The sequence below is a fragment of the Aeromonas sp. 159 genome (assembly GCF_963862045.1).
Lineage (GTDB): Bacteria > Pseudomonadota > Gammaproteobacteria > Enterobacterales > Aeromonadaceae > Aeromonas > Aeromonas veronii.
The window spans coordinates 1-13,391 of sequence record NZ_CAWLMI010000025.1 but is presented as its reverse complement, the minus strand read 5'-3'; the positions used below and the strand labels follow the sequence as shown (position 1 = coordinate 13,391).

17 protein-coding genes are annotated in these 13,391 nt (G+C 59.7%); 10 read left to right on the top strand and 7 right to left on the bottom strand.

From position 1 onward, the window contains the following. Positions 1-73 precede the first annotated feature (73 nt). From AACR14_RS05025 to AACR14_RS05015, 3 genes are read right to left on the bottom strand one after another with little or no spacing between them, the layout of a single operon-like run. Positions 74-880 (bottom strand): MipA/OmpV family protein, encoded by an 807-nt coding sequence (locus AACR14_RS05025; RefSeq protein WP_019445368.1) that lies wholly within the window; start codon positions 878-880, stop codon positions 74-76. A 35-nt stretch (positions 881-915) separates the two neighbouring features. Further along, entirely contained in the window at positions 916-1,986 is a 1,071-nt protein-coding gene (locus tag AACR14_RS05020) for an AI-2E family transporter (RefSeq protein ID WP_005352935.1), read from the bottom strand. Positions 1,987-2,011: 25 nt separating this feature from the next. After that, positions 2,012-2,245, bottom strand: coding sequence for a sulfurtransferase TusA family protein (locus tag AACR14_RS05015; RefSeq protein WP_019445367.1), 234 nt, complete (start codon positions 2,243-2,245; stop codon positions 2,012-2,014). 121 nt (positions 2,246-2,366) lie between these two features. On the opposite strand from AACR14_RS05015, the gene AACR14_RS05010 reads away from it, so the two are divergent. Beyond that, a complete protein-coding gene (locus AACR14_RS05010; protein WP_005333848.1) occupies positions 2,367-3,821 on the top strand; it encodes a beta-barrel assembly-enhancing protease in 1,455 nt (484 codons plus the stop codon). Between the two features lie 101 nt (positions 3,822-3,922). Here AACR14_RS05010 and AACR14_RS05005 read toward each other — a convergent pair whose 3' ends face one another. Continuing rightward, positions 3,923-4,405, bottom strand: a complete 483-nt coding sequence (locus AACR14_RS05005) for a TlpA disulfide reductase family protein (RefSeq protein ID WP_019445366.1) — start codon at positions 4,403-4,405, stop codon at positions 3,923-3,925. Between the two features lie 60 nt (positions 4,406-4,465). Here AACR14_RS05005 and arsC point away from each other — a divergent pair, with 60 nt between their 5' ends. Beyond that, a complete protein-coding gene (arsC, locus tag AACR14_RS05000; RefSeq protein ID WP_019445365.1) occupies positions 4,466-4,816 on the top strand; it encodes an arsenate reductase (glutaredoxin) in 351 nt (116 codons plus the stop codon). Then, positions 4,813-5,196 (top strand): DUF2069 domain-containing protein, encoded by a 384-nt coding sequence (locus tag AACR14_RS04995; protein ID WP_019445364.1) that lies wholly within the window; start codon positions 4,813-4,815, stop codon positions 5,194-5,196. Before arsC ends, AACR14_RS04995 begins: the two co-directional genes overlap by 4 nt. 57 nt (positions 5,197-5,253) lie before the next feature. Here AACR14_RS04995 and AACR14_RS04990 read toward each other — a convergent pair whose 3' ends face one another. Together AACR14_RS04990 and AACR14_RS04985 are read right to left on the bottom strand one after the other, a co-directional pair. After that, a complete protein-coding gene (locus AACR14_RS04990; RefSeq protein WP_019445363.1) occupies positions 5,254-5,862 on the bottom strand; it encodes an acyl carrier protein phosphodiesterase in 609 nt (202 codons plus the stop codon). An 83-nt stretch (positions 5,863-5,945) separates the two neighbouring features. Continuing rightward, complete coding sequence (locus AACR14_RS04985; protein WP_019445362.1) at positions 5,946-6,251, bottom strand: hypothetical protein; 306 nt, start codon at positions 6,249-6,251, stop codon at positions 5,946-5,948. On the opposite strand from AACR14_RS04985, the gene AACR14_RS04980 reads away from it, so the two are divergent. Continuing rightward, positions 6,250-7,032 (top strand): ABC transporter substrate-binding protein, encoded by a 783-nt coding sequence (locus AACR14_RS04980; RefSeq protein ID WP_019445361.1) that lies wholly within the window; start codon positions 6,250-6,252, stop codon positions 7,030-7,032. The two genes, AACR14_RS04985 and AACR14_RS04980, sit on opposite strands and share 2 nt — an antisense overlap. A gap of 66 nt (positions 7,033-7,098) precedes the next feature. Beyond that, entirely contained in the window at positions 7,099-8,229 is a 1,131-nt protein-coding gene (gene iadA / locus AACR14_RS04975; RefSeq protein ID WP_019445360.1) for a beta-aspartyl-peptidase, read from the top strand. A 103-nt stretch (positions 8,230-8,332) separates the two neighbouring features. Here the strand turns inward: iadA and AACR14_RS04970 are convergent, their stop codons facing one another. Continuing rightward, positions 8,333-9,235, bottom strand: a complete 903-nt coding sequence (locus AACR14_RS04970) for a lysine exporter LysO family protein (protein ID WP_019445359.1) — start codon at positions 9,233-9,235, stop codon at positions 8,333-8,335. A gap of 533 nt (positions 9,236-9,768) precedes the next feature. Here AACR14_RS04970 and AACR14_RS04965 point away from each other — a divergent pair. From AACR14_RS04965 to AACR14_RS04945, 5 genes are all read left to right on the top strand, one after another. Beyond that, positions 9,769-10,539 (top strand): ABC transporter ATP-binding protein, encoded by a 771-nt coding sequence (locus tag AACR14_RS04965; protein ID WP_005337310.1) that lies wholly within the window; start codon positions 9,769-9,771, stop codon positions 10,537-10,539. Positions 10,540-10,588: 49 nt separating this feature from the next. Continuing rightward, positions 10,589-11,362: an ABC transporter substrate-binding protein gene (locus AACR14_RS04960; protein ID WP_005337307.1), complete on the top strand. Its 774-nt coding sequence runs from the start codon at positions 10,589-10,591 to the stop codon at positions 11,360-11,362. 211 nt (positions 11,363-11,573) lie between these two features. Beyond that, positions 11,574-12,314 (top strand): ABC transporter permease, encoded by a 741-nt coding sequence (locus AACR14_RS04955; protein WP_005352911.1) that lies wholly within the window; start codon positions 11,574-11,576, stop codon positions 12,312-12,314. A 3-nt stretch (positions 12,315-12,317) separates the two neighbouring features. Then, complete coding sequence (locus tag AACR14_RS04950) at positions 12,318-13,010, top strand: ABC transporter permease (protein ID WP_005337302.1); 693 nt, start codon at positions 12,318-12,320, stop codon at positions 13,008-13,010. 176 nt (positions 13,011-13,186) lie between these two features. After that, a partial coding sequence (locus tag AACR14_RS04945) for a pseudouridine synthase (protein WP_237714691.1) occupies positions 13,187-13,391 on the top strand: 205 nt, incomplete at its 3' end.

Sequence of the window (13,391 nt, the reverse complement as noted above, 5' to 3'; positions counted from 1 at the left end):
TGATGGTCGTGAAAAAGGGAGCCGAGGGCTCCCTTTTGTTTGGTCGTGTCTCACGGTTCAAGACTCATAACCGTTACCAGATATAGCCCAGCGCAAAACCCGCATAGAGCTCGCCATCGTGCTGGACGATGGGGCTGTTTTTGATGTCCCGATCATACCATTCGTAGTTCATGGCAAACATGCCAATCCAGTTGGGGCTGAAGCGGTAACTGGTGATGAGGGCCGTCATCGGGGAGAGGGTGGTGCCGGTATCCCAAGCGGGCCGCTGGGCAGTCGCCTCGCTCTCGGAGATGCCGCCGAAGTAGTAGTTGGCCATCTTGTCGCTGCGCAGCATCAGCCCCATCCCCGGCATGATCAGCAGGTTGTCGCGCAGGATGGGGAAGTCGGCCCACAGCAGCAGCTCCTGTCCCTTGCTGCGGCCGGTGACATCGCTGTTGGCACGCACGGTCAGCAGGGCGTAGGGGGTGATGATGTTGCCACCGATCCCGCCTTCCAGCTGCCATTTTCGCTGCTCCATGCCAGTAAAGGCTGGAGAATCCTCGGGATCCAGATTGCCAAAACGGACCCGGCCATAGCCGTAGAGGGCGACGTTCTCATCCTTGTGGAAGTAGTAGCGGGCCCGATCGCCCAGAAACATGAACTGGTCGCCAAAATAGATAAAGCCGGGGATGGCGTAGAGGGCATTGTCCTGCGCTTCATAACGGGCCTGTCCCCCGATGAGCGCCGCTCCGGCGACAAAGCCCTGTGGCACCGGGCTGGTAGGGCTGTCGCTGGTGAGCAGATCCATGGCGCCAAGATCGATATCGGCACGCGCTGGCATAGCGGCAGCGAGGAGCAGGGCCGTCAGCCCTGCCGCTCTGATTTGACGAAAAAAGGTCATGGACACTCCGTTGTCACGATTGCAGAAGAAGCAGGTTATTTTGCGGCACTGGGCATCTCTTCACGTTTTGGCCAGGCATTGATCACCGCCTTGACCAGGGTGGCGAGGGGAATGGCGAAGAAGACTCCCCAGAATCCCCACAAGCCGCCAAAGACCAGCACGGCGATGATGATGGCCACCGGATGGAGGTTGACCGCTTCCGAGAAAAGCACCGGCACCAGCAGGTTGCCATCGAGGGCCTGAATGACCAGATAGGCCACCATCAGCCAGGCAAACTCCGGGGTGAGCCCCCACTGGAACAGGGCGACCATGGCTACCGGAACCGTCACCACGGCGGCGCCGATATAGGGGATCAGCACCGAGAAGCCGACCGCGACCGCCAGCAGCACCGAGTAGCGCAATCCCATCAGGGCGAAGGGGACATAGGTGGCGATGCCGACGATGAGGATCTCGATCACCTTGCCGCGGATGTAGTTGATGATCTGGTTGTTCATCTCCACCCACACCCGGTTGACCAGGGTGCGGTTGCGCGGCAGGAAGCGGCGCAGGCTGCCCATCAGTACCCGCTTGTCTTTGAGCATAAAGAAGACCATCAGCGGTACCAGAATGAGGTAGATCATGATGGCGACCACGTTGACCAGCGAACTGAGGGAGGCGCTCACCAGATGCTCGCCGCCACTGAGGATGCGCTGGCGAATATTGTCGATGACGGTCTCCACCAGACTGACGTCGATGAGCTCGGGGTATTTGTCCGGCAGGGTGCGCACATAATCCTGAGCGTGGGTCAGCATGGCCGGCGCCTCTTTGGCCAGATTGATCCCCTGACTGACCAACGTCGGGATAAGACCCAGCAAGGAGGCGACTGCTACCGCAATAAAGAGGATCAGAATGACGCTGGTGGCCAGGGTGCGCGACAGCCCCGCTTTTTGCAGCCGGGCGACCGGCCACTCCAGCAGATAGGCCATTACCAGCGCCACCAGCAGGGGGGCCAGCAGATCGCCAAACAGCCAGATGATGGTGAAGCAGAACACCAGCAACAGAAAAAGGGTAACGGCATCGGGATCGGAAAAACGGGTCTGATACCAGCGCTTCAATACTTCTAACATGACGGCATCCTTACATCACTGGGGCTCAAGATGGTTGTTTCGCCCCGACAACCAACTGCAAAGAGAGGGTATTGTCCGGTTGTTGCTGCATCTCGACATGGTGGCCCTGACGGTGCAGATAGGCCGGAATATCCTGCCGGGAACCCGCATCGGCCAGCCGGATGGTGACGGTTTGACCGCTTTGGGCCTCCCTTAACCAGAGCTTGAGCCGGATCAGCGGCTCGGGGCAACGCCAGGGGGTCAGGTCGAGAACTTCCATGGGGGCTCCATCAGGCAGGTGGCCGCTATTATGGCCGTGATAAGAGCGTGAAACAACGCTTGTAGCCCTTGATGGGCAAGGGTATTCTGCCGAGGCCCTTTCTGATGGAGATAGAGATAACGTGGCACGTTTTTCCCCCCTGATGGCATCGCTTCCCCTGCTGGCTTCCCTGATGGGCGCCACGTTTCATGCCGAGGCCAACAATCAGCTTCCTGACATCGGCACGGCCGGGGTTGCTGCCCTGCCCATCGAGCAGGAAGTGCGTTACGGCAACGCTTTTATGCGCTTTGCCCGTGCGGGTCTGCCGATCATCGATGATCCGGTGCTGAGCCAGTACATTGACGATCTGGGTCAGCGACTGCTGACCAACGCCGATGGGGTGCGTTTCCCGTTTACCTTCTTCCTCATCAATGATCCCAGCATCAACGCGGCCGCCTTCCTCGGCGGGCGAGTCAAGGTGCACACCGGCCTCTTCCTCTATGCCGACAGCGAGAGCGAGCTGGCCTCGGTACTGGCCCACGAAATCACCCACGTGACCCAGCGCCATATCGCCCGTTATATGGAGGCGCAGGCGAGCAGCTCGGCGGTGACCCTGGCCGGTCTGGTGGGCTCCATCGCGCTGGCGGTGATCAACCCGACTGCCGGTATCGCCGCGCTGCAGACCACGTTGGGCCTCTCCATGCAGTCGGCCATCAACTACACCCGCGACAACGAATATGAAGCGGATCGCATCGGCATGAAGACCCTCTATGATGCCGGTTTCGACCCCATGGGGATGGCCAACTTCTTCCAGAAACTGGCTGCCGAATACCGTTACGCCAGCAAGCCGCCGGAAATGCTGCTCACTCACCCGCTGCCGGAGACCCGGATCAGCGAGGCCCGCGCTCGGGCGGGCAGCTATGGCCGCCGCGACTTGCCGCCCAGCCTCGACTTCTGGCTGGCCAAGGTGCGGATTCAGGTGCGTTTTGGTACCGATACCCCGCAGGGGCTGCTGAGCTACTTCGATAGCCGGATCCAGAAGGGGGATTACCCGCTCAAGGATGCCGCCATTTATGGCAAGGCGCTGGCGCTGATCCAGCTCAAGCGCACCGACGAGGCTGATACCCTGATGCAGGAGCTGGCGGCCCGTCATCCGGAAGATCTCTTTATCGTCGATGCCCAGACCGACATCGATCTGGCCAAGGGGCGCAGTGCCCAGGCCATTGCGCGCCTCGAGAAGTTCCGCAGCCGGATGCCGGATAACGAAGTGGTGGTGGTCAACCTCGGCAATGCCTACCTCGAGAGCGGCAACTACAAGAAGTCCATCGCCATCCTCGACCCTTATGCCCGCGCCCATGAGGAGAACAATCTGGCCTGGAACCTGTTGGCCGATGCCTATCGCAAGGCGGGCAGAATGACCGAGCTGCATATGGCGCGGGCCGAGATGCTCGCACTGCGCGGGGATTATCAGGCGGCCATCGACGAGCTGATCGTGGCACGCGGTACCACCAGCGACCGGATGACCCTGGCTCGTCTGGAGGCGCGCATCACCGAGCTGGAGCGTGCCAAGAAGGATCTCGACAGCCTCAAGGGCTAACGAAACCTGGCATTGACCTATCAAACAAGGGCGCACCACGGTGCGCCCTTGTTGTTTATGGCGGTGGCGTTGATGTGGGGGACGGTGATAGCAGCGATGGGCTAGTGACTCATGCTGCTGGCGGTCGCCTTGAGCATCTCGATCTGCTGCTGGTCGAGCTCGCCGACCAGCGTTTGCTTGAGCTTGCCCTCGCTATCGAGCAGATAGCTGGTAGGCAGGCCGCTTGGGCGAGGGAAGGGGAGCCTGGCATCTTCATTGGCAATAAGGAGGGGCACCTTGATGTGGTACTGCGCAGCCAGCTTGTCCAGCTCTGCTGGTGTGGTCGGGTCGTAGTTGATGGCCACCACTGTGATCTGGCCCTCCGCTGCCAGCCGGTTGAGGCGCGGCATCTCCCGCAGGCAGGGAGCGCACCAGGGGGCGAAGTAGTTGACCAGCAGCGGCTTGCCAACCCAGTGGCTCAAGCTGATCGGCTGTCCTTTGGCATCGGTAAATTCAGGGGCGGGCGTGCAGGCGCCCAGCAGGCCAGCCACAATCAGCCAACAAATTCGTTTCAATTCCTTTCCACTGCTGCTTACCCTGACCATCACTTTCCCCTACAATAGCGCCGTTTCTAGTCCCATCTTGCGATTAATCAGGGAGTTACCATGAGCGAGACCCAAATCTACCACAATCCGCGCTGCTCCAAGAGTCGCGAAACCCTGGCCCTGCTGGAACAGCACGGGATCGCCCCTGATGTGGTGCTCTATCTGGAGCAGGCCCCGAGCGAAGATGAGATCCGCAACCTGCTCTCTCTGCTCGGTTTTAGCGATCCCCGCCAGCTGATGCGCACCAAGGAGGATCTCTACAAGGAGCTGGGATTGGCCGGTGTCAGCGGCGATGCCCTCGTCCGCGCCATGCATCAGCATCCCAAGCTGATCGAGCGTCCCATCGTCATCAAGAACGGTCAGGCCCGTATTGGTCGGCCGCCGGAGCAGGTGCTGGAGATCCTCAAGTGAGCACCCGCTTTGCCCGTCTGCTGACTCTGGTCGGCTTCTTCGGCCTGCTTGGCTGGGTCATCCTCTGGCATCTGTGGCTGTCACCCCATCCGGACCTCAATCCCTGGTTGCTGCCGGTGATCTGGACGGTACCGCTGCTCTTCCCCCTCAAGGGAATCGTGCAGGGCAACCCCTACACCCACGCCTGGGGCAACTTCGTGTTGATGCCCTATTTCCTCCACGCCCTCACCCTGATCACCACGGATGAGGGGGAGCGGTGGCTGGCGGTGGTGGAGCTGGTCTTCACCACTCTCGCTTTTGTCGGCACCATCTATTACGCCCGACTGCGTGGTCGGGAGCTGGGCTTAAGCATTCGCAAAAAGAAAGACGAAGCCAACTGATGACAAACGCCCCGCAAGGGGCGTTTTTTTATGGGGAAGCAGCTCTATCCAGAGGGATCACTGTGCCCCTTGCGCTGCCCGATATTGGGCCAGCTGTTGCTGGCTAAAGTCCATCAGCTGGGGATAGAAGCGCAGAAATCCCGCCTCGCATGTTTGCCACTGCGACTCATCGAGGGTCAGCAGCGCCTCTCCCAGTTGTACCGGGCGGCGCAGTCGGCGGCCGATGCCATTCAGCGCTTGCCCCAGCCCCTCCCTGTGGCGGTAGGAGGCGATCCAGTTCTGCTCGGCCATCCGTTTGAGGGGGAGTGGCAGTCCGTCCGGCAGGCGTGGGTGATCCGCCAATAGCTGCTCATAACTGCGTTGCAGGAAGCGGGGCAGGGGCTCGGTGCTGAACAGTCCCCAGTGCAGGCTCAGCCAGTGGTCGTAGATCATATCCACCACTATGCCGCCAAAGCGGCGCCAGGGGGCCTCGAAACAGGCGACGGCCGCCTTGTGCTCGGGGTGGCCATCGGTGAAAGCGTCAATTTTGCGGTGCAACCAGATCCCCTCATCGAAGTGGGCGGCAAGCCCCGTGGGCAGCGTGCCTTTGACGAAATCGCCGAGCAGGTTGCCGGTGAGGGAGCTTCGGGTGTGGGCAGCCAGATGGAGATGGGCCAGAAAATTCATCGGTTGCTGTGGGTCTTTTATGGGATGGCAAGGTGCTTCGAGCCTAACGGATCCCGCCCGCCTTGACCATGATCGGGATTTTGCTACTGCCTGGCGGCTGCCTCTTGCCGGGCAAAATTCGGGCGTGCTAAGGTGATTGCCATCTTTGTCACAGGACGCGACAAACCACCATGATGCGCAAAGCCAGAGGCTTTTTTCTGGCCTTCTACTTCAAGCCTTTCTATCTCTCCGAGTGGTTCGACGAATAGATCGAACCTCTGGAGCAGTTCACTGACGCCCGCTCGGGCGTGATCTCGCTCATCCAGATTTTGCCGCTTTTGGTCATCGCATGCTTTCGCCTGCGGTGCCTTGTCCGCGCCTGTGCGCTTTTTATGTAATGGAGTACTCATGATGAAGATCAGACTGACCCTCTCAGCCCTGTTTGTTGCCAGCCTGCTGGCCACCCCCGCCATGGCCAAGGAGTGGAAAACCGTGCGCTTCGGGGTGGAGGGGGCCTACCCGCCCTTCTCCTGGACCGATGCGTCGGGCGAGATCAAGGGGTTTGATATCGATCTCGCCAACGCCCTGTGTCAGCAGATGGCGGTCAAGTGCGAGCTGGTGGCGCAGGATTGGGACGGCATGATCCCGGCCCTGTTGTCGCGCAAATACGATGCCATCATCGCCGCCATGTCGATCACCGACGAGCGGCGCCAGAAGGTCGATTTCACCGAGAAATATGCCCATATTCCCAATCGCTTTGTGGCGGCCAAGGGGACCGAGCTGACGCTGACCCCGGAAGGCATGGCGGGCAAGCGCATCGGGGTGCAGCGGGCCACCACCCACGACAAGTACCTGACCGACAATTTTGGCTCGAATGTCACCATTGTCCGTTACGGCAATGCCGATGAGGCCTATCTCGATCTGAAAGCGGGTCGGGTGCTGGCCCTGCTGGCCGATGCCTCTGCCATTGAGCAGGGGCTGCTTGGCAAAGAGGGGGGCGACAAGTTCGACTATGTGGGGCCCGCCCTGACCGATCGCCAGTGGTTTGGTGATGGCATGGGGATCGCCGTGCGCAAGAGTGATAAGGAGCTCAAGGGCAAGCTGGACGAGGCGATCAAGGCCCTGCGTGCCAATGGCACCTATCAGCAGATCAACCAGAAGTACTTCAAGTACGATATATATGGTGGTTGACAGTGGGAGGGAGCTTGCTCCCTCTCTTTTCATTGGGCAAGCGACAATCGTGCAAGGAGGATCGCCATGTTGACCCTGATCGAGGGGGCCGAGATCTTCAGCCCCTCCCACCTTGGCCAGCAGGATCTGCTGGTGGCCGATGGCCGCATTGCCTGGATGGGCCAGGGGCTGACTGTGCCTGAAAACTGGCCGCTGCACAGGGTCGATGGTCGTGGCCACTATCTGGTGCCCGGGTTGGTAGATCCGCTGGCCCATATCACCGGCGGCGGCGGTGAAGGTGGCTTTGCCTTTCGCACCCCTGAGCTGGCGGCGAGCGAGGCGCTCAGGGCCGGTGTCACTACGCTGGTGGCGGCGCTTGGCACCGACAGCCTGACCCGCACTCCCGCGCAGGTGCTCGGCAAGGTGCGCGAGTTTCGCGCCGCCGGGGTGAGCGCGTTTATGTATAGCGGCTCTTACCATCTGCCGGTCAAGACCCTGACCGGCACGGTGGAGTCGGACATCATCCTGATCCCCGAGGTATTGGGGGTGGGGGAGGTGGCCATCAGTGACCACAGATCCAGTGCGCCGACCCACGATGAGCTGGCCAGGCTTGCCAGCGAGGCGCGAGTAGCCGGGCTGCTTGCGGGCAAGAGCGGGGTCAGCTTCTTCCATGTCGGGGATGGCAAGGGGGCATTGGCCCCCCTGCGGGCCCAGCGCGATAAGACCGACATTCCGCTGCGCCAGCTCTATCCGACTCACTGCAACCGCAACCCCTGGCTCTTTGCCGAGGCCATCGAGTGGGGCAAGGCGGGAGGTTGGGTCGACCTCACCACCTCGAGCTTTCCCGATCTGCTGGAGGATGGCGAGCGGCTTGCCGCCGATGCGTTTCTCGAGCTGCTGGCCGCCAATGTGCCTGCCGATCGCATCACCTTCAGCTCGGATGCCAACGCCAGCCTGCCGCGCTTTGATGGCGAAGGGCGGCTAATCGAGATGCGCTGCGGCCAGATTTCCAGCCTGTGGCAGCAGTGCGTGCGCGCGACACGGCTCGGTGTCTCGCTGGAGAGGGCGTTGGCCGTGGTGACGAGCAATCCGGCGCAGGCGCTGGGGCTTGGTAGCAAGGGGCGTATCGGGGTCGGGCAGGATGCGGATCTGCTGCTGGTGCACGACCGGACGTTTGCTATCGAACGGGTGATGAGTGGCGGCCAGTGGCGCGAATAAGGCTGCGGGCAATATCGCAGCCAGTGCGAGTGCGTGGTTGCTCCAAACAGCAAAAGCCCGACAACAAGGTCGGGCTTTTTTATCTGCAATGTGGGAATCAGGCTTAGAGCGCCAGAAACCCGAGGATCAGGATGGGGCCGAGCAGGCTCAGGATAAAGCCGGAGACAATGGCCACCGGCACCACCTGAATGCCCCCTGATTTCTGGATGACCGGCAGGGTGAAGTCCAGCGCCGTGGCACCGCCGTAACCGATGGCCGCCGAGGGGTGGCGTCGCATCAGGACCGGGATGATCAGAATAGCGATAAGCTCGCGCCCAAGATCGTTGATAAAGGCAGCAGAACCGAGCACCGGCCCCAGTTTGTCGGCCACCAGAATGCCGGAGAGCGAATACCAGCCGAAGCTCGAGCTCATCGCCAGACCATGGGCAAAGGGCATCCCCAGCAATTGGGCCGCCAGCAGGCTGCCCAGCCAGCTGCTGAGGATGACGGTGGCGGCTATCTTCATCCCCCAGGGGTTGAGCAGGATCTGGCGCAGCCGCATGCCGGAGTTGCGCATCTGCACCCCGATGAGAAACAGCAGCAGCATCAGGGCCCACTCGCTCCACTTGTCGATGGGCAGGGCGCGCAGATCTACCAGTAGACCCAGCAGCACACCGCCGAGCACCACAAAGCAGAGCTGCAGGGATTCCCACAGCAGGTGCAACTTGCCCGGCATCTTGGCATCGCTCGCCTCATGGGTCGGCGGTGTGCGCTTGTCGAGCCACCAGAGGGCCAGCAGGTTGCAGACCGTGATCGCGGTCAGCATCACCCCGGCGACCTTGAAGATCACCGCCAGATTGCTGCCCAGGTTCTCCACATAGGCAAGCCCGAGCCCCATCAGAAACAGAATGAGGTAGACCATCTTGCCCAGACTCTGGTTGACCAGCTTGATCAGCCGTGCAGAGGAGAGGGGAATCAGATAGCCGATTGCCAGTGGCAACAAGATCAGCAACACATTGAGCAGCATCGAGGCCTCGATCACAAAAACTGATAAAAATACCACCTTATCATTACTTATTGGCTCTGTGTCACATATCTATCGCTTTCATGGTCGAAAACAGCCCTTTTGGGGACAGATTGTTACTTTTTTGCCACAACCTCTCTGTTTGATAAGGTTCTGTGCGAGCCCGAGTGCACCAATGAAATCAAGTTGATCCAATCGGGGGGGCGATATTTCGCTCGGCAAGGGGGTGCATAAAGCCATTTTGGTGCCGGTTTGGCACACATCACGCTTTTCTCTTGCCACTGATATGATTGGGGTATAAAAAGGCGTTATCGGAATAGCCATTGAAACGGCTGTTTATGCAAATAAAGTGCTGAAAAATACGCAAAGAGCGAATAAAAATAGAGCGAATCCCCTGAAGACCCTCGTTCTGTATTGTTTTTTCACTATCCGGGTGATATTTTCGCTGAAGGTTGCCATCGGTTAACTTTTTGTTAAATGGACGATGGTTGAGTCACGCCCCCTGCGGCGTCTAGGGACAGACAAGGTTGTAATGGATGAGCGACGTTGCCGCACTGGAAGTACGTGATCTGCACAAATATTTTGGCACCCACGAAGTGCTCAAGGGCATCGACATGACCGCCCACAAGGGGGATGTGATCTCCCTTATCGGCTCCTCCGGCTCGGGGAAGTCGACTTTTCTTCGCTGTATCAATCTGCTCGAAACCCCCTCATCCGGCACCGTCTCGCTCCATGGCGAACTGATCCGGATGAAAACCAGCCGCGCCGGCGAGCGGTTGCCCGAGGATATGCGTCAGGTGGAGCGGATCCGCAGCCGGCTGGCCATGGTGTTTCAAAGTTTCAATCTCTGGTCACACATGACCATCATGCAGAACATCATCGAAGTGCCGATCCAGGTGCTCAAGGTGCCTCGCGCCGAAGCACTGGCCAAGGCAGAGCAACTGCTCAACCGGGTTGGACTCTGGGAGCGGCGTGACTACTATCCTGGCCACCTCTCCGGTGGTCAGCAGCAGCGGGCCGCCATTGCCCGTGCGCTGGCGGTAGAGCCCGAGGTGATGCTGTTTGACGAACCCACCTCGGCGCTGGATCCCGAGCTGGTAGGGGAGGTGCTCGGCCTGATGCGCGAGCTGGCCGAAGAGGGGCGCACTATGCTGGTGGTGACCCACGAGATGTCGTTTGCCCGGGATGTATCGAACAAGGTGATGTTTCTGCATCAGGGGCGGGTGGAAGAGGAGGGCAACCCCAAGGAGATTTTCGCCCATCCCAAATCCGAGCGGTTCAAGCAATTCATCTCCTCCATCTACTGATGGCGGGATGCCTGGTTACCCAATCAACTGTTTTATCAAGGAGAGATACATGAACAAGCTGATGCTGGCGACAGCCGTAGTTACTGCCCTTGCGTCCGGTAGCCTGATGGCCAAGGAGTGGAAAGAGGTCCGGATCGGGGTTGAGGGTGCCTATCCCCCCTTCTCCTGGACCGAGCCCAGTGGCGAGGTGAAAGGCTTTGATATCGACATCGCCAACGCCCTGTGCGAAGAGATGAAAGTGAAGTGCACCCTGGTCAAGCAGGACTGGGACGGCATCATTCCGGCGCTGTTGTCGCGCAAGTTTGACGCCATCATCGCCACCATGGACATCACGGAAGAGCGCAAGAAGAAGGTGGACTTCACCCAGAAGTACCAGCACATTCCGGCCCGCTTTGCCGCCAAGAAGGGCACTGATGTGCAGCTCGACAAAGCCTTTATGGAAGGCAAGTCCGTCGCAGTGCAGCGTGCAACCTCCATGGATACCTTTATTACCGACAACTTCCCCAATGCCACCATCAAGCGTTACGGCACCGCCGATGAAGCCTATCTCGATCTGAAATCCGGTCGTGTGGACTATGTGCTGGCCGACTCTGCCGCCATCACCGACGGTCTGTTGAAGAAAGAGGGCGGTGATGCCTTTGAATTCGTCGGCCCGAAACTGACCGATCCCAAGTGGTTTGGCGAGGGTGCCGGTATTGCGGTGCGCAAGGCTGACAAGGATCTGAAAGAGAAATTCAATGCCGCTATTCTGGCGCTGCGTGCCAACGGCAAGTACAAGGAAATCAACGACAAGTACTTCGAGTTCGACGTTTACGGAGAGTAAAACAAAGAGACGTTTACGGCGAGTAAGTCCAAAAACGTCTACGGCAAATAACGACAGGTTGATCCCGTCAGTAGTCATCGGGCCCGTCACCTCCCTGAGGGAGTTTACGGGCCCGCATTGATTGCAATGGAGCTGCACATATTTCATTCGGACTGCTATGGAGCCTTCTGGTTAGCAGGTGCGTGAAGATTCAGTGGCGATGGAGCTGCATATGTTTGATTTGAAAGGATACGAAGCCTCGCTGCTGGAGGGCGCCTGGGTCACCCTGGAAGTGGCGCTGGCCTCCCTGCTGCTGGCGTTGCTGCTGGGGATGCTGGGGGCGCTGGCCAAACTCTCTCCCTACAAGTGGGCCAGGGCCATCGCCACCGGCTACACCACCATCATTCGCGGCATCCCCGATCTGGTGCTGATGATGCTGCTCTTCTTTGGCGGCCAGGTGCTGATCAACGGTATCTGCACCTGGGTCAACGAGACTTACAACAGCTGGTTACTGGAGAGTAATCCCAATCAGGAGTGGGTCTCCCTGCTTCCGGACTATATCGACATCAGCCCCTTTGTGGCCGGTGTCGCGACCATCGGTTTTATCTTCGGCGCCTACATGACCGAGACCTTTCGCGGCGCCATTCTGGCGGTGGACAAAGGCGAGCTGGAGGCAGCACGGGCCTTTGGCATGCGGGCAACCCAGGTGTTTGTGCGGATCCTCTTCCCCCAGATGATGCGCCACGCTTTGCCGGGGTTTGGCAACAACTGGCTGGTGCTGCTGAAAACCACCGCGCTGGTCTCCATTATCGGCCTTGATGACATGGTGCGCAAAGCCTCGCTGGCGGCGGGCTCGACCCAGCAACCCTTCACCTTCTACATGGCGGTGGCGTTGATCTTCCTGATCTTCACCGCAGTCTCCACCTCGGCGCTCAAGTGGGCCGAGCGTCACTATGCCATCAAGACGAGGTAAGCCATGGATTTCTCAATCATTCTCAAAGAGTGGCCCACCTACTGGGAGGGGCTCTATACCACCGTCTGGCTGGTGGCCCTCTCTCTGATCCTTGGGTTGATGCTGGCGGTGCCCATGGGCATCCTGCGTAATAGCCGCAACTGGCTGATCAAGGGGCCGATCTGGGCCTATATCTACTTCTTTCGCGGCACCCCGCTGCTGGTGCAGCTCTTTATCATCTACTACGGCGCCGCCCAGTGGGAGTGGCTGAAGAACAGTGCCGCCTGGTCGCTCTTCTCCGAAGCCTGGTTCTGTGCGCTGCTGGCCTTTACCCTCAATACCGCCGCCTATACCGCCGAGATCGTGCGCGGGGCGGTGCACAATATGCCGCGCGGCCAGATTGAGGCTGCCAACGCCTTTGGCATGACCCGCTGGCAGACCCTGACCCGGATCATTTTGCCCAACTCGTTTCGTCGGGCACTGCCGGCTTACAGCAACGAGGTGATCTTCATGCTGCAGGGTTCGGCGGTGGCGGGCATCATCACCATCGTCGATCTGACCGGTGCGGCGCGGATCATCAACTCTCGCTACTACAGTCCGTTCGAGGCGTTTTTGACCGCAGGGCTGCTCTATATGCTGCTCACCTTTGTCATCGTCTGGCTGTTCAAGAAGTGGGAAGCGCGCTGGCACGCCCACCTGCGCCCGCGCAATGTGTAAGGTGTGATCTGCCAAGATGAGCGAAAATGGCCCCGCCTGCTGCAGGCGGGGCCATTTTTTATCTTTATCCTCTGCCCGCCCGGTTTGCCAAATGGCGGATGAGCAGGGAGAATGCAGCACTCCCGAGCGCAGTCAGTCGTTGGCTGCATGCCTTATTCCCCAGTTCCCGAGGTTTTATGTACCGGATATTGTTTGAGCATCCCGCTTTCCTGGTTATCGACAAGCAGCCCGGCATCGGCATGCACGACGAGAAGGACGACGGTGAGGCGGTCAATCCGGGACTGGTCAATCGCGTGAAGGCCGATACCGGGCTCACTCTCTATCCGGTACACCGGCTCGACAAGATGACCTCCGGCCTGGTGCTGCTGGCCCGCACCACAG